The sequence below is a fragment of the Rhodococcus sp. 15-2388-1-1a genome, from assembly GCF_002259145.1.
GTDB lineage: Bacteria > Actinomycetota > Actinomycetes > Mycobacteriales > Mycobacteriaceae > Rhodococcoides.
Map to the genome: position 1 here is coordinate 369,949 of NZ_NPFP01000008.1, position 15,510 is coordinate 385,458.

Annotated in this window: 15 protein-coding genes; 12 read left to right on the forward strand and 3 right to left on the reverse strand. The window is 65.1% G+C overall.

The window, feature by feature from the left end; genetic code table 11:
- The first annotated feature begins 59 nt into the window (after positions 1 to 59).
- From CH302_RS06255 to CH302_RS06265, 3 genes are all read left to right on the forward strand, one after another.
- Positions 60 to 1,901: a putative nucleotidyltransferase substrate binding domain-containing protein gene (locus CH302_RS06255; RefSeq protein ID WP_176460666.1), complete on the forward strand. Its 1,842-nt coding sequence runs from the start codon at positions 60 to 62 to the stop codon at positions 1,899 to 1,901.
- Between the two features lie 24 nt (positions 1,902 to 1,925).
- Positions 1,926 to 4,604, forward strand: a complete 2,679-nt coding sequence (locus CH302_RS06260; RefSeq protein WP_230596222.1) for an MGH1-like glycoside hydrolase domain-containing protein — start codon at positions 1,926 to 1,928, stop codon at positions 4,602 to 4,604.
- 82 nt (positions 4,605 to 4,686) lie between these two features.
- Complete coding sequence (locus CH302_RS06265) at positions 4,687 to 5,793, forward strand: alcohol dehydrogenase catalytic domain-containing protein (protein WP_037189550.1); 1,107 nt, start codon at positions 4,687 to 4,689, stop codon at positions 5,791 to 5,793.
- A 24-nt stretch (positions 5,794 to 5,817) separates the two neighbouring features.
- Here the strand turns inward: CH302_RS06265 and CH302_RS06270 are convergent, their stop codons facing one another.
- Entirely contained in the window at positions 5,818 to 6,606 is a 789-nt protein-coding gene (locus tag CH302_RS06270) for an ABC transporter ATP-binding protein (RefSeq protein ID WP_037189549.1), read from the reverse strand.
- Positions 6,607 to 6,700: 94 nt separating this feature from the next.
- Here CH302_RS06270 and dapB point away from each other — a divergent pair, with 94 nt between their 5' ends.
- The 4 genes from dapB to CH302_RS06290 are packed head-to-tail and all read left to right on the forward strand — an operon-like array spanning position 6,701 to position 9,309.
- Complete coding sequence (gene dapB / locus CH302_RS06275; RefSeq protein WP_037189548.1) at positions 6,701 to 7,459, forward strand: 4-hydroxy-tetrahydrodipicolinate reductase; 759 nt, start codon at positions 6,701 to 6,703, stop codon at positions 7,457 to 7,459.
- A gap of 50 nt (positions 7,460 to 7,509) precedes the next feature.
- Positions 7,510 to 7,929 carry a hypothetical protein gene (locus CH302_RS06280; protein WP_052047573.1) on the forward strand — a complete coding sequence of 140 codons (420 nt, stop codon included), beginning with the start codon at positions 7,510 to 7,512 and terminating at the stop codon, positions 7,927 to 7,929.
- A 5-nt stretch (positions 7,930 to 7,934) separates the two neighbouring features.
- On the forward strand, positions 7,935 to 8,387 hold the full coding sequence (locus CH302_RS06285; RefSeq protein ID WP_052047509.1) for a flavodoxin family protein: 453 nt from the start codon (positions 7,935 to 7,937) through the stop codon (positions 8,385 to 8,387).
- Between the two features lie 16 nt (positions 8,388 to 8,403).
- Positions 8,404 to 9,309 carry an alpha/beta hydrolase gene (locus CH302_RS06290; RefSeq protein WP_037189544.1) on the forward strand — a complete coding sequence of 302 codons (906 nt, stop codon included), beginning with the start codon at positions 8,404 to 8,406 and terminating at the stop codon, positions 9,307 to 9,309.
- A gap of 1 nt (position 9,310) precedes the next feature.
- On the opposite strand, the gene CH302_RS06295 is transcribed toward CH302_RS06290, so the two are convergent.
- Positions 9,311 to 9,754: a hypothetical protein gene (locus CH302_RS06295; protein ID WP_230596221.1), complete on the reverse strand. Its 444-nt coding sequence runs from the start codon at positions 9,752 to 9,754 to the stop codon at positions 9,311 to 9,313.
- Between the two features lie 136 nt (positions 9,755 to 9,890).
- Here CH302_RS06295 and CH302_RS06300 point away from each other — a divergent pair, with 136 nt between their 5' ends.
- The 4 genes from CH302_RS06300 to zwf all read left to right on the forward strand — a co-directional run bounded on the left by CH302_RS06300 (position 9,891) and on the right by zwf (position 14,130).
- Positions 9,891 to 11,252 carry an OFA family MFS transporter gene (locus tag CH302_RS06300; protein ID WP_037189540.1) on the forward strand — a complete coding sequence of 454 codons (1,362 nt, stop codon included), beginning with the start codon at positions 9,891 to 9,893 and terminating at the stop codon, positions 11,250 to 11,252.
- The gene (locus tag CH302_RS30975; protein WP_441347073.1) at positions 11,249 to 11,365 is read left to right on the forward strand and encodes an MFS transporter small subunit; all 117 of its coding nucleotides are present in this window, start codon (positions 11,249 to 11,251) and stop codon (positions 11,363 to 11,365) included. The genes CH302_RS06300 and CH302_RS30975 overlap by 4 nt, the downstream gene beginning before the upstream one ends.
- Before the next feature lie 35 nt (positions 11,366 to 11,400).
- Positions 11,401 to 12,609 (forward strand): winged helix-turn-helix domain-containing protein, encoded by a 1,209-nt coding sequence (locus CH302_RS06305; RefSeq protein ID WP_037189538.1) that lies wholly within the window; start codon positions 11,401 to 11,403, stop codon positions 12,607 to 12,609.
- A gap of 66 nt (positions 12,610 to 12,675) precedes the next feature.
- On the forward strand, positions 12,676 to 14,130 hold the full coding sequence (zwf, locus tag CH302_RS06310; RefSeq protein WP_037190126.1) for a glucose-6-phosphate dehydrogenase: 1,455 nt from the start codon (positions 12,676 to 12,678) through the stop codon (positions 14,128 to 14,130).
- 6 nt (positions 14,131 to 14,136) lie between these two features.
- On the opposite strand, the gene CH302_RS06315 is transcribed toward zwf, so the two are convergent.
- Entirely contained in the window at positions 14,137 to 14,616 is a 480-nt protein-coding gene (locus CH302_RS06315) for a hypothetical protein (RefSeq protein ID WP_037189535.1), read from the reverse strand.
- Between the two features lie 140 nt (positions 14,617 to 14,756).
- Between CH302_RS06315 and thyX the strand changes: the two genes are divergently transcribed.
- Positions 14,757 to 15,509 carry an FAD-dependent thymidylate synthase gene (thyX, locus tag CH302_RS06320; RefSeq protein WP_037189533.1) on the forward strand — a complete coding sequence of 251 codons (753 nt, stop codon included), beginning with the start codon at positions 14,757 to 14,759 and terminating at the stop codon, positions 15,507 to 15,509.
- The last annotated feature ends 1 nt before the right edge of the window (position 15,510 follow it).

Sequence of the window (15,510 nt, forward strand, 5' to 3'; positions counted from 1 at the left end):
CCGATTTTCTCGGCGCGCATCCACCGTTTCAGGGCGCGCCACCGGCAGTGCTGGCCGAGATGGCCGCAGCAGCCGTCGAACGCGAGTACGGCAGTGGCGCATGGGTTGTGGACCGTCCACAGATGGACGCCTCGGCCGATGCCGACACCGTGTGGGTGGTGCGTACCGGACGCGTGGTGATCACGCACCCGGACGACACCTCGCGCACCGACGTTCCCATCGACACGATAGGTCCCGGTGGGGTGTTCGGATTCTCGGCGCTGCTCTCGGGTGGAACCGTCGAATTCTGCGCGCGGGCAACCGAACCGACTGTCGTCCTGCAGTTGCCCGGTGCGCTGGTTCGGCCGTTGTTCGCAACGCCAACCGGTCTGGCGTTCCTGGCCGATGCCGTCAACTCCTCCTCTGCATACCGTGGGGGACCGGTGGAGGGCAGTGCCGGCCGGACCGTCGGTGAATTGGTCTCTACGCCTGCGGTGTTCACGCCTGTCGGAACCACGGTCCGAGATGCCGTCCGGCACATGACCGAGCAGGGCAGCTCGTACGTTCTGATTCCGCTCCGGGGATCGCGCCACGGCATCTTCACCGACCGCGACCTCCGAATTCGTGTGGTGGCCGCCGGTATCGGCATCGATACTCCGATCGAGCAGGTCATGACGTCGCCCGCCGAGACCGTCACGGCGGACCGGTTGGCCGGCACCGTGCTGATGGACATGCTCGAGCGAGGCTTGCGGCACATGCCGGTGGTGTCGACCCGCGGTGAGGTACTCGGCGTCGTCGAGGATTCGGATCTGCATGCCGCATCCACCCGACGCAGTTTTGTGGTCCGCCGAGCTGTGGCATCGGCGTCGACCCCCGCCGAACTCGCCGACGCAGGCAGACTCGTGCCCCGCCTGGTGGTGGATCTGTTCAAGGGCGGAACCGATGCGATGGCGGTGAGCGCGATTCTCTCCGTCGTGGTCGACAGCCTCGTCCGCCGGGCCGTCGAGATCGAATGGACCGCACGTCCGGACGTGCCGCGTGACCACTTCGCCTGGATCACTCTCGGCAGCGTGGCACGTCGAGAAGCCATGCCCTCCTCGGACGTCGACAGTGCATTGACCTGGGCGGATGCCACCGCCGACCCGGATGTACGAGGAAAATCGAACGCGGTGTCGTGGACCCGCGACGAGGCGCTGATGGACTTGGCCACTCGCGTCCACGTGAGCCTCGACGCTGCCGGACTACCGTCGGACAGCAACGGCGCGGTTGCGAGCTCGCCCCGATTCGCACGCTCTGCCGGTCAATGGGAAAGGGCCGCGGCCCACTGGCTCAGCAACCCCTTCGGTGAACGTGGCAATCCGGCAGAGGACTCGGGCCTCATCATGTCCTCGCTGATGATCGACGGCAGAGTGGTGTGGGGCCCGAGGGAACTGCACACCGTGCCCGAGGCCTACCGTCGACTCCTGCTCGATCACCCCGACGCATTGCGGTTGCAACTGCGTGACGCGCTCGCCGGCCGCGCCCGATTGCGTTCGCTGCGAGACGTGCTGGCTCGGCGAGGCGGGACGTTCGACCTCAAGGCCCATGCACTGACTCCCATCGTCAACCTCGCTCGGTGGGGTGGGTTGTCGGTCGGCATCGCCTCGTCCTCCACCCCCGCGCGGCTCGCCGCGGCGTCGGGCAACGGCATGCTCTCCGAACGCGATGTCGCCACACTGACCGAAGTGTTCGCCCTGTTGCAGCGGCTCCGACTGTCGCATCAGATCGACCAGATCACAGCGGGCCACCGCCCCGGCGATGTGCTGATCATGGCCGATCTGTCGCCGCTGGAACGGAGTCTGCTCACCGACGGGATCCGCGAGATCGCCGCGGTGCAGCGCCGCGTCGGATACCTTGCGGCCAATGTCGGCGTGCATCGCTGACCGCCAACGACCAGACTGTGTGCTGTGACCACCAATCCCGTGAGCGTTCCCACCCCGTCGACCGTCGAACACAATCGGTTGGCCGAATCGCCCGGAGTCAGCGGCCCGTGGCGTCAGTGGGGTCCGTACCTGGCGGGACGGCAGTGGGGCACAGTGCGCGAGGACTACTCGGAAGACGGAAACGCCTGGGCGTCGTTCCCGTTCGATCAGGCACACAAACGGGCATACCGCTGGGGCGAGGACGGTATCGGGGGAATCTGCGACCGCTTCGGGTTCCTGAATTTTTCGTTCGCACTGTGGAATCGCAAGGATCCGATCCTCAAGGAACGGTTGTTCGGTCTCGCCAACGAAGAGGGCAATCACGGCGAGGACGTCAAGGAGTACTTCTGGGCGGTCGACGGAACGCCGACGCACAGCTGGATGCAATGGCTCTACCGCTATCCGCACGCGGAGTATCCCTACGCTCACCTGCGAGAAGAGAATGCCCGGCGCGGGCGTGACGACCGCGAATACGAGCTGGCCGACACCGGCATTCTCGACGAGAACAGATTCTTCGACGTCCAGGTCACGTACGCCAAGGCCTCACCCGACGACATCTGCATCACCATCTCCATCACCAACCACGGCCCCGAGGCGGCATCGGTCGACCTTCTGCCGCACCTGTGGTTGCGCAACACCTGGTCCTGGGGACGCGACGAGCGGGGCGGAACACTGGCGCAGCTGAGCCCGCCGGACCTCATGGCAGGTGGACTCGAAGCCATCGCCGTCGACCACGGATTTCTCGGTCGCTACTACCTCAGCGCCGAAGGAACGCCGGTAGTTCTGTTCTGCGACAACGAAACCAATGCCGAAGCCCTGTGGGGGCAGGAGAACATCTCGGCCTACCCCAAGGACGGCATCGGCCGCCGGGTCGTCGACGGGGAGCTCGATGCGGTCAACCCCGAGCAGACCGGTACGAAGGCTGCGTTCTGGTACCGCTTCGACGACATCGCCTCCGGTGCAACGGAATCGGTCCGACTGCGGTTGTCGCCCAACCGACCGGACGAGCAGACGTTCGGGGCCGGGTTCGATGCCGTCAACGTCGATCGCCAGGCCGAGGCCGACGAGTTCTACGGCGCCGTGATCGGCTCCGACCTCACCGACGTCGACCGGCACGTGGCGCGGCGCGCCTACGCGGGCTTGCTGTGGACCAAACAGCTCTATCGATACGACGTGGAGGAGTGGATCGAGGGCGACAAGGTCGGTGCTCCGGCACCGGACTCGAGGCAGAACCCGGGTGGGCGCAATGCGCACTGGCGTCACCTGGCGTTGGCCGACGTCATCTCGATGCCCGACGAGTGGGAGTACCCGTGGTTCGCGGCCTGGGACCTGGCTTTTCACGCGATTCCGTTGGCGCACGTGGACGCCGATTTCGCCAAGGAGCAGTTGGTGCTCATGTGCCGGGAATGGGCCATGCACCCCAACGGCCAGCTGCCCGCGTACGAGTGGGAGTTCGGTGACGTCAACCCACCCGTGCACGCCTGGGCGGCATGGCACGTCTACCGCATCGACGGCTACCGGGATCGCGAGTTCCTGGTGCGGGTGTTCACCAAGCTGCTGCTCAACTTCGCCTGGTGGGTCAACCGCAAGGACTCCGAGGGCTCGAACATCTTCGAGGGTGGATTCCTCGGTATGGACAACATCGGATTGTTCAACCGATCGGCACCGCTGCCTCCCGGCTTCCGGCTCGAGCAGTCCGACGCGACGAGTTGGATGGCGTTCTACTGCCAGCAGATGTTCAAGATCGCACTGGAACTCGCGCGGCACGACAGCGCCTGGGACGACGTCGCGACCAAGTTCTTCTCGCACTTCCTCTCGATCGCGAAGGCGGTCAATTCGTTCGGTTCTCAACACATTTCGCTGTGGCACGAGGAGGACGGCTTCTTCTACGACGTCCTCGTGCAACCCGAGGGCGATGCGGTACCGATGCGGGTTCGGTCGATGGTGGGTCTGCTTCCGATTCTCGGGGCGACCGAGATCCCGCCGTGGGTCGAGGAGGAATGCCCGGACCTCACCGCCCGCCTGCGTTGGATTCAGCGTCGACGGCCGGAGATGGTCAGCCCGCTGCTGGCTCGGCGTGAGGGTGGCGAGGTGCGCATGCTGCTGACGCTCGTACAGCCCGAGCGGCTCAAGCGCATCCTGGCCCGCATGTTCGACTCCGAGGAGTTCTTGTCGCACTTCGGGATTCGTTCGCTCTCGGCCTCGTACCGAGAACCGGTCACGTTCGACGTCGACGGCCGTAGCCTGTCCATCGAATACGAGCCGGGGGAGTCGCGCACCGGCATGTTCGGCGGCAACTCCAACTGGCGCGGCCCGGTGTGGTTCCCGGTGAACGTGCTGCTCGCCGACAAGCTCCGCGCCTACGGCCGGTACTACGGCGACTCGTTCACCATCGAGATCCCCACCGGCTCGGGCAACCACCGCACCCTCACCGACGCCGCCGATCTGATCGACAACGGTCTCGCCGGACTGTTCCGACCGGTCGACGGCAAGAGACCCGCGGACGGCGAGCGCATCGAATCCAGCCTCGACCCACTGTGGAGCCGGCATCCCAGTTTCAACGAGTACTTCGACGGGGACACCGGCGAGGGACTCGGGGCCACGCACCAAACCGGGTGGACGGCACTGGTTGCGCACCTGCTCAGGCCGCGTCTGCCGCTGTAGTGCGCTACGCGCAGTGGTGCAGTTGAGTGCCCCCCACGGCACTTTTCCACACCACTGCAGCGGAGCCGCATAGTCTGGCGGGATGAAGATTCGCGGCGCAGTACTCGAAGAAATCGGCCGATCTCGTCCCTTTGCGGACTCGCATCCCATCACCGTCTCCGACCTCGAGCTCGGCTCGCCCGGAGACGGCGAACTGCTGATCCGGATCGAAGCCGCGGGGCTGTGCCACTCGGATCTGTCGGTGGTCGACGGCAATCGAGTTCGTCCGGTCCCGATGCTGCTCGGCCACGAGGCCGCAGGCCGCGTCGAGGAAGTCGGCCCCGGTGTCGACGACATCGCGGTCGGCACTCGTGTCGTCATGACGTTTCTCCCGCGCTGCGGCGAATGCGCCGGGTGCGCCACCGACGGCCAGATGCCCTGCGTCACCGGCAGTGCGTCGAACAATGCCGGGACGCTGCTCGGCGGCGGCATCAAGTTGCACCGTGACGGGGAAGAGGTCAAGCATCACCTCGGAGTCTCCGGATTCGCCACACACGCGGTGGTCAGCCGAAAGTCGGTGGTGCCGGTCGAGGACGACATCCCGGCCGACATCGCAGCAGTCCTCGGTTGTGCGGTACTGACCGGCGGCGGCGCGGTGCTCAACGCCGGTACTCCGAAGCCCGGGCAGTCGGTGATGGTGGTGGGCCTCGGCGGCGTCGGCATGGCAGCTGTTCTGACGGCCGTGTCGGTGGGTGCCGGTGAGGTGATCGGAGTCGACGGGGTCCCGGACAAGCTCTCCACCGCAACCGATCTGGGTGCAACGCAGGTATATTCGCCGGCCGAGCTCGCCGAGAAGGGAATCAAGGCCGATATCGTCATCGAGGCCGCCGGCAACGCCCGAGCCTTCGAAACTGCCGTCGCTGCAACGGCTCCCGGCGGCAAGACCATCACCGTCGGTCTCCCCGCACCCGACGCCCGATCATCCATCTCGCCGCTGGGCCTGGTGGCGGAGGCGCGCACGATCATCGGCAGCTACCTCGGCTCGGCGGTGCCTGCACGCGACATCCCGACCTACGCCCAGATGTGGCGTGAGGGACGGCTTCCCGTCGAGAAGCTGATCTCGTCGAGAATCACGTTGGACGAGATCAACCGCGGCATGGACGAATTGGCCGACGGTAACGCGATCCGTCAGGTCATCGTCTTCGACTGAGTTTCAGCTGTCTTCGACCGAGCATCAGCGGTGGGCCGCCGTGGCGACCCACCGGCCGCGTTGCTTCGAGATCTCGATGGGATGGTCGAAACACTCACTGATGTTGTCGGTGGTCAGCACCGCGTCGACGGCTCCCTGCGTCTGCACTCTTCCGTCACGGATGAGCAGAGCGTGGGTGGTCGAGGTCGGGATTTCCTCGAGGTGATGAGTCACCAGAATACTGGCCAAACTCGGATGTTCGGCGCGCAGCGAGTCGAGTGCACTCAGGAGTTGTTCGCGGGCAGCGAGATCGAGCCCGGTGGCGGGCTCGTCGAGCAGCAGCAACGCCGGGTCGGGAAGTAGAGCGCGCGCGATGAGCGCTCGGCCCCGCTCACCTTGCGAGAGCGTGTGCCACGACGCGTCGAGTCGATGGGCGACACCGAGGGACTCGACGAGTCGGTGAGCCCGGGCGGTTTCGCTGTCGGTGGCCGACCATCTCGGGATCAGATCCGGTGTGTTGGTCAGTCCGGTCAACACGACCTGGAAGAGTGTCAGCGGAGCCTCGACCCTCAGTCGTGGATCGACGTGGCCGATGTGCGTCCGCAACTCGCGCATGTCCACACGCCCGAGGCGATGGCCCAGAACGTGCACGGAACCGTGAGTGGGATGAACGAGCGCGCCGAGCAAGCTGAGCAGGGTGGATTTGCCCGCGCCGTTGGCGCCGAGCAATACCCAGTGCTCGCCCTCCTCGACCCGCAGCGTTGCATCACTGAGCAGGTATCGGCCACCGCGGACGAGATCGACTCGGTCGGCGAACAGGACGCTGGATGTCACCGGACGACCGTAGCGGCCGGGGCGGACCGTGGAGAAGTAGGCTCTGAAGTCGGTAGAAGCGACAAGACGACGACGAAACGAGTGTGGGTACGACGTGAGTGCAACGGCACCTGTTCGAGTAGGGGTACTGGGGTCACGCGGCAAGGTAGGTCAGGCCATCTGTGCCGCCGTCGAGGCAGCCGACGATCTCGAGCTCGTGGCGACCGTCGACCAGGGCGATCCGCTGGCGAACTTCGTCGACGCGAACGCCCAGGTGGTCGTCGATTTCACCCATCCCGACGTGGTGATGGACAACCTGCAGTTCCTGATCGAGCAGGGCATCCATGCAGTGGTCGGCACCACCGGATTCGATGAGCAGCGCCTCGAACAGGTTCGCGAATGGCTGGCGGGATCGCCGCAGACGGGTGTGCTGATCGCGCCGAACTTCGCCATCGGCGCGGTGCTGTCGATGCGGTTCGCACAGCAGGCCGCCCGGTTCTTCGACTCGGTCGAGGTGATCGAACTGCACCACCCCAACAAGGCCGATGCGCCGTCGGGAACGGCGTACCGGACTGCCGCGTTGATTGCCGAGGCACGCGCCGCCGCAGGCACTCCGCCGAGCCCCGACGCGACGACGACCGAACTCGACGGCGCACGTGGTGCCGACGTGGACGGAGTGCGTGTGCACTCGATCCGGCTCGCGGGACTCGTTGCGCATCAAGAGGTTCTGCTGGGCACCCAGGGGGAGACGCTGAGTATTCGGCACGACTCGCTCGATCGCACGTCCTTCGCGCCCGGAGTCCTTCTCGGAGTTCGCGAGATCGCCGGGCGACCCGGGTTGACCGTCGGTCTCGATCCGCTGCTGGATCTGTGAGCTGATCGACGGTGAACAAAACGACGAAGGTGCTCGCCATCATCACGGTGATGGTGCTGATTCTCGGCTTCTACTTCTTCCTGCTCGGCCAGCGCGGTGTGACGCTGATCCAGAACGGCGGCGTGGCCAGTATCTCCTTGGGGATCGGGGTCCTGCTGCTGCCGATACTCGGGTTGTGGATCGTGTGGGCCACCCTCAAAGCCGGCTTCGACCACCAGAGGCTGGCCTCGCGCATCCACGAGGAGGGCCTCGAACTCGACGTCGCGGATCTTCCGCGTAGGCCGTCGGGACGGATCGAACGCGATGCCGCAGACGAGTTGTTCCAACAGGTCAAGACCGAATGGGAGAAGGATCCGGACAACTGGCGAAACTCCTATCGTCTGGCTCGTGCCTACGACTACGCCGGTGACCGCGGGCGGGCCCGCGAGACGATGAAACGTGCTGTGGCACTGGAACGCGCAGAGAACTGACACCGGTGACGCGCACCCTTCTGGTCGTTCATCACACCCCGAGTCCGCTCACTCGTGAGCTGCTCGAGGCAGTTCTCGACGGCGCGCACGACCCCGAGATCACCGGCGTGGACGTGCGCAGTGTGCCTGCACTCGGCGCTACCGTTCCCGATGTGCTTGCCGCGGATGGGTTTCTGTTCGGAACACCGGCGAATTTCGGCTACATGAGCGGTGCTCTGAAACACTTCTTCGACACCGTGTACTACCCGTGCCTCGGTGCCGTTACCGGAAAGCCCTACGCCGCTTGGGTTCACGGCAACGACGACACAGTGGGCGCCGGACGGGCCATCGAGAAGATCGCGACGGGTTGGGGCCTCGAGAAGGTCTTCGGCACCGTGCACCTCGCCGAGAGCGGCAAGCCCGCACGTGAACGCTGCTACGAACTCGGCGGAACTGTCGCAGCGGGGCTGTCGGTCTGACGGATACCGTGTGCCCATGAACGTCGACCGATATGCCCGATTCCTGCCCGCGCAGTATCGGCTGGTACCAGGGGAGAAGCCCGAGTCGACGTTCTGGATGTGGCGCGACACGCGCGTTCACATCGCCCGCGCTGCGCGGCCCGAATCGAAGGTCCGTGTCATGGCCCTGCACGGTGCCGGGGGTTACTCCGGTCTGCTGTGGCCGTACGCCGCTGTCGCCGTTCGAGAGGGCGTCGAGGTGATGTGCCCCGACCTGCCTCTCTACGGAGACACCGTCGTCTCGGACCCCGCGTCCGTTCGCTACCGCTACTGGATCGATCTGCTGTGCGAGCTCGTGGTTGCCGAGAAGTCTCGCGACGGCCGTCCTCTCGTCCTGTTGGGCGCAAGCATGGGAGGCATGCTCGCGTACGAGGTAGCGCACCGAACGGGGCTGGTGGACAGGGTGATCGCCACCTGTCTGCTCGACCCGGCCGATCCCGGCGCCCGCCGTGCTGCGGCGAGATTCGACGTGCTCGGCGGGCCCGCACCACAGCTGCTTCGGCTGCTCGCCGGCGTCGCGAGCCGAGCACGCATTCCCGTCAGGTGGATGGCCGACATGGCGAACATGAGCCTGGACGCGGAGCTGTCCGGCCTGTGTGCACGTGACCCCAGAGGCGGCGGAGTGCGTGTTCCGATCGGCTTCCTCGCGAGCTTCTTCGGCTACTCGCACACCCGACCCGAGGACTACGACGGTCCGCCGATACTGCTGACCCACCCCGCCGACGACCGGTGGACGCCACCGGAGGTCAGTATCCGCTTCCTGGAACGCATTCGGGCCGACACCGAGATCGTCATGCTCGACGGGTGCGGTCACCTACCCGTCGAGGAACCCGGTCTGACCCAACTTGCCGACACCATGAGGTCCGTTCTGGGACGCTACTGACTCAGTCGGAATTCTCGGGGGAGTCCGGGCGCAGAATGTCATCGGCCGGGATCGGTAGCGGAATTTCGAGCAGGCGTTCCGGCCAACTCGGATATGCGGGCCGAATCCACACTCGGTTGTCGTCGAGTTGCGTCATCAGCACCCGCCGCCACGGCCAATCCTCCTGCGGTGCAGACAGATCGGTCTCGGATTCCAATGGCAGGGGTGCCTTCGTCCAGTGTGGAGCCGACAGCGATGCCAGACCGCGATCCTCGAGGTGCGCGATGGCGGTCTCGATCGGAACGCCCTGCGCAACGGTGATTCCGGCGGGATTGACGGCATCGACCACATAGCCGTCGTCGTACTCGTCCTGCGCACTCGTGCCGTGCCCGACGGTCCACCCGATCACCTCGCCGTCGGAGGCTCGTCTCACCGGCAATCTGCTGCGCCACCGCTCGATATCCACTGCCCCGAGGATACGCGGGTCAGAATGTGAGTTCGGTGAAGAAACTATTCGCGGTTGTGAGCGAGTAGAGCGGTGGCCGTGTTTGACTGCAGGGGATAGTGCAATTTTGTACCGAATTCTATCGCAAGGGATTTCGATGACCCTCCGCATTCTCGACCGCTCTGCCATCGTCGCGACACCAGAGTGGAGCCGCTGGTTGATACCACCGGCCGCGCTGTCCATTCACCTCGCGATCGGGTCCGCCTACGCGTGGAGCGTGTTCAAGAACGCCATCTCGCAGCCCGACGCACTCGGGCTCAGCGGCACCGTCACCGCCATTCCGTTCCAGCTCGCCATCGTGATGCTCGGCCTGTCCGCGGCGATCTTCGGGACCCGCGTCGAGAAGAACGGCCCACGATGGGCCATGGCCGTCTCTCTGGTCTTCTTCGTCTCCGGACTGCTGCTGTCCGCGCTCGGCATGGCCCTCGGACAGTTCTGGCTGGTGATCTTCGGCTACGGATTCGTCGGCGGTATCGGCCTCGGAATCGGCTACATCTCACCCGTCTCGACCTTGATGAAATGGTTCCCGGACAGGCCGGGAATGGCCACCGGTATCGCCATCATGGGATTCGGCGGCGGCGCACTCATCGCGTCCCCGCTCACCAGCCAGCTGATGGTGAACTTCGGCGGTTTCACCGACGGTTCCATCGCCAAGACGTTCCTCACGCTGGGCGTCGGATACGCGGTGTTCATGGCGCTGGGAGTCGTTCTCATTCGAGTGCCCGCCGAGGGGTGGACACCGGCAGGGTGGACCCCGCCCGCGTCGTCGTCGATGATCTCGACGCACAACGTCTCGGCCGCGAACGCAGTGAAGACACCGCAGTTCTGGCTGCTGTGGGTCGTCCTGTGCTTCAACGTCACTGCCGGAATCGGCATTCTCGAACGTGGATCGGGCATCTATCAGGACTTCTTTCCCGACGCCACCTCGCCCGAATCGCTCGCCGCGGCTGCGGCCGGTTTCGTCGCGTTCCTCTCCCTGACCAACATGATCGGACGGTTCGTCTGGTCTTCGGTATCCGATGTGGTGGGGCGTAAGAACATCTATCGGATGTACCTCGGTATCGGTGCACTGCTGTACCTCTACATCGCCTTGTTCACCAACACCAACAAGATCCTGTTCATGGTCTCGGCCCTGCTGATTCTCTCGTTCTACGGTGCGGGTTTCGCGACGGTTCCGGCCTACCTCAAGGACCTCTTCGGTACGTATCAGGTGGGCGCGATCCACGGACGACTCCTCACCGCGTGGTCGGTGGCCGGTGTGCTGGGGCCGCTGATCGTCAATGCCATCGCCGACGCCGGCGAGCCCGGCACCACCGGCCGATATCTGCCGGCGTTCTACGTGATGATCGGTCTGCTGGTGGTCGGGTTCCTGGCCAACGAAGCCATCAAGCCGGTTGCCTCGAAATACCACGAAGCCGATCCGGCGAAGGCCGCGACGACCACAGGAGCGAAGGCATGAGCGGCGGACAGAGGCAGGTCACGATGGCGGTCGCATGGGCCTGGGTTGCCGTGCCGTTCGCCTACGGGCTGTACGAATTGATCCTCAAGGCGGCGAACCTGTTCAGCACCTGAGTCGATGTGTCGGTGGGCCGTGACAGGCTGATCCGATGCAGGAGATGAGTGCCGCCGCCGCTCGTCGTACCGCGCTGGCCGCCCAAGGGCTGGCATCGAGACGGTCGCGAACTCGGCCGGCGAGCAAGACCGCAGTTCACGCAGCCATCGACACCACCGGGTTGTTGCAGATCGACTCGGTGTCGGTGGTGGTGCGCGCGCACTACGCACCGGTGTTCAGTCGCGTCGGTGCCTACGACCGCACGATCGTCGACGACGCCGCATGGACCGACACCGCGCGTCGGCCTCGTCGATTGGTGGAGTACTGGGCCCACGAGGCCGCACTGCTGCCCGTCGAGGACTGGCCGCTGATGCGGTGGCGAATGGAGTTGTATCGACACGGGCGGTGGGGCGGAGCCGCCCACATTCTCGATCGCGAACCGACTCTCGTCGACGACGTCCTCGCGGTGATCGGCGACAACGGTGCGGCCAGCGCCGGTGACATCGAGAAGCACCTCGAGGTGGACACACCCGGTCGTAAAGGGCCCTGGTGGGATCGCAGCGATGTCAAGGTCGTCTGCGAACAGCTGTTCGCGGCAGGCGTGGTGACCGTGCCGGCACGGACGGGATTCGTGCGCCGGTACGAGCTCAGTGAACGAGTGATCCCGGAAAACGTTCTGCACAGGCGCGTCGACGAACCGGAGGCGGTACGTCGACTCATCGAAAAGTCCTCGCGGGCACTGGGAATCGGTACCGAGCCGGATCTGAGGGACTACTACCGGCTCTCGCAGAAGCAGGCGAAGGCGGCGATCGGCGAACTGGTCGAGGACGGTGTGCTCGACCAGGTGACCGTCCGAGGCTGGAACGCACCGGCATACCTGCACCGCGAGGCGAGAACACCGCGAACGGCCACCGCCGCCGCACTGCTGTGCCCGTTCGATCCGATGATCTTCTACCGGCCGCGGGTGCAGCGAATTTTCGATTTCCACTACCGAATCGAGATATACACCCCACAGCACAAGCGAGTTCACGGCTACTACGTGTTTCCCTTTCTGCTCGACGGGCATCTGGTGGCCCGCGTCGATCTCAAGGCAGTGCGAGCGCAGTCCGAACTGCACGTGATCGCGGCGTACGTCGAGGGCGACCGCAACGCCGGTGACATCGCGCCTCGACTACGAGAGGTACTGCGAGAGATGGCGGATTGGCTCGAACTCGAACGCGTGGTGGTGGGGGACCGGGGAGACCTCGTCGCCGCATTGCGTTGACGCCTGCCGGCCTGGTCGAATCCTGCCGAAGTGCACTCGGGCAGGATCGGTGCCACTATTCGAACCGTGACTTCACGCCGGACGGACACCGCCACGGAACTCCCACCCCAGGTCGTCGTCCTGTTCGGGGCGACAGGAGACCTGGCCAAGCGAAAACTGTTGTCCGGGATGATGCATCTGGCGCTGTCCGATCTCGCGCCGAACATCCGGGTCGTCGGCACATCGCTGGAAGAGCTGTCGACCGACGAATTCCGCGCTCTCGCTCGCGAATCGATCAACACCCACTCGAGTCGCAAGGTCGGCGACGAGCAATGGAGTCGTTTCGCCTCGCGACTGACCTACGTGTCGCAGAAGGCAGGACCGGCGGCGCTGGGGGAGGCCGTGGCCGAGGCCGAGATCGAGCTCGGAGGAAGCGCCAAACGGCTGCACTACTTGTCGGTTCCCCCGAGAGCTGCTCTGGCAGTGGTGGATACGCTCGCGTCGGCAGATCTGGTGAAGCGCTCCCGGATCATCATGGAGAAGCCGTTCGGCACCGACCTCGAGAGCGCGATCGCACTGAACGCCCGGGTTCACGAAACGTTCGACGAGGATCAGATCTTCCGAATCGATCACTTTCTCGGCAAGGAGCCCGCGCAGAACATCCTGGCCTTCCGCTTCGCCAACGGGTTGTTCGAGCCGATCTGGAACCGAAACTTCATCGATCACGTCCAGATCGACATCCCGGAGAAGCTCGCCCTGGACGGGCGCGCCGGATTCTACGAATCCACCGGTGCGTACAGGGACATGGTGGTCACCCACCTGTTCCAGGTGCTGGCGTTCATGGCGATGGAACCGCCGACGGCGCTCGAACCCCGCGCCATCAGCGAGGAGAAGAACAAGGTCTTCCGATCCATGATGCCGCTGGACCCGAAAAACGTTGTGCGAGGCCAGTACACGGGCTATCGCTCGGAGGAGGGGGTGGCTGCCGATTCCGACACCGACACCTTCGTGGCACTCAAGTGCGAGATCGACAATTGGCGCTGGGCCGGAGTGCCCTTCTACCTGCGCAGCGGAAAACGCCTCGCCGAGGGGCAACGCATCATCTCGATCGCCTTCAGGGAACCACCGAAGAGCATGTTCCCGGTCGGCTCGGGCGTGGGTGCGCAAGGTCCCGACCACCTGACCTTCGACCTTGCGGACGCCTCGAAGGTGTCACTGTCGTTCTACGGTAAGCGCCCCGGTCCCGGAATGCGCCTGGACAAACTCAGCATGCAGTTCGCAGTTCACGAAACCGAACGAGTCGGCGACGTCCTCGAGGCCTACGAGCGGCTGATTCTCGACGCCATGTACGGCGACCACACGCTGTTCACCACGGCCGAGGGCATAGAGCGGCTATGGAAAGTGTCCGAACCGCTGCTCGCCGACCCGCCCCCGGTTCGCCTGTACGCACCGGGCTCGTGGGGGCCCAACGCCATCCATCAACTCATCGCTCCACACGCATGGCGGTTGCCGTTCGAGCGGGAGTGGCGCGAGAAGAAGTAGTGCCGATCAGTTGTTCCAGCCGCGATCCTTGCGCATCTGATCGCGCAGTGCGCCCTGAACCGCTTGCGACAACCACGAATTGAGTGACACTCCGCTGTTGTTCGCGGCGTCCTCGGCGCGTTCCTTGATCTGTTCGACCAGCCGCAGCGTCACCCGTCGGACCTCACCGGACACGTCGTCCATGGTCGGGTAGTCCTCGGTGACGGGCTCCGCCGGATCGCCGTCGTGCAGGCCGGGAACGGGGCTTTCGCGTCGAACATCCGCGTGCGCCTGCGTACCGTCGAGGCGAACGCTGACCGTATGTCCGTCCAGGTCGTTCGATACCTCTGCTGCGAAGTCCGACAGCGCCGTGAGCAGCATCAATCTGGCCGAGGCTTCCGCAGTCTTGCCGAGTGCTTCGGCCGTCTGGCGGGTGTGCTCGTCTCCCAGAGCGGCCGCCGCGAGTAGATCCGTGCGTAGCGACGCGGTGTACTTGTCCAGTTCCATGACGTCAGTGTGGCGTCATATTTGACGTCGGTCAAGCACCCCTGGTGACGTCATACGACAGCGTCGTGACGTCATCGTTCGCCGGGCATCGGTGCCGCGTTTAGGGTTGTGCGGTGTCAGCAGAAAACGAAGGTAGAGCTGTGCCGCGGACGGTTGCGCTGAGAGTGCAACTGGTTGCCCGAACCGAGTTCGTTCCGCCGGTCGACATTCCCTGGGAAACCGATGCGGACGGCGGGCAGGCGTTGGTCGAGTTCGCCGGACGTGCCTGCTATCAGAGCTGGTCCAAGCCCAATCCCCGGACCGCGACCAATGCGTCGTATCTGCGTCATCTGCTCGACGTCGGACACCTCTCGGTTCTCGAACACGCGAGCGTGAGCTTCTACATCACCGGAATCTCGCGATCGTGCACGCACGAGCTGATCAGGCACCGGCACTTCTCCTACTCGCAGCTCTCGCAGCGATTCGTTCCCGAGCACGACGCCAACGTGGTACTTCCGCCGGCTGTCGAGGGTGATCCCGAGCTCGAGGCGTTGTTCGCATCGGCGACCGAGGCGAGCCGGGCGGCGTACACCGAGCTGCTCGGTGCGCTGGAGGGAAAGCTGGAATCGGTCACCAATGCCGCCCTGCGGGGCAAACAGGCGCGGCAGGCGGCCCGGTCGGTGTTGCCGAACGCGACCGAGACGCGCGTGGTGGTGAGCGGAAACTACCGTGCATGGCGGCATTTCGTGTCGATGCGTGCCTCGGAGCACGCAGACGTGGAAATTCGCCGTGTTGCCGTCGAATGTCTGCGTAAGCTCGTGGGAGTGGCTCCGGACGTGTTCGGCGACTTCGAGATCTCGACGCTGCCGGACGGCACGGAAGTGGCCCGCAGCCCGTTCGTGACCGAGGTCTGAC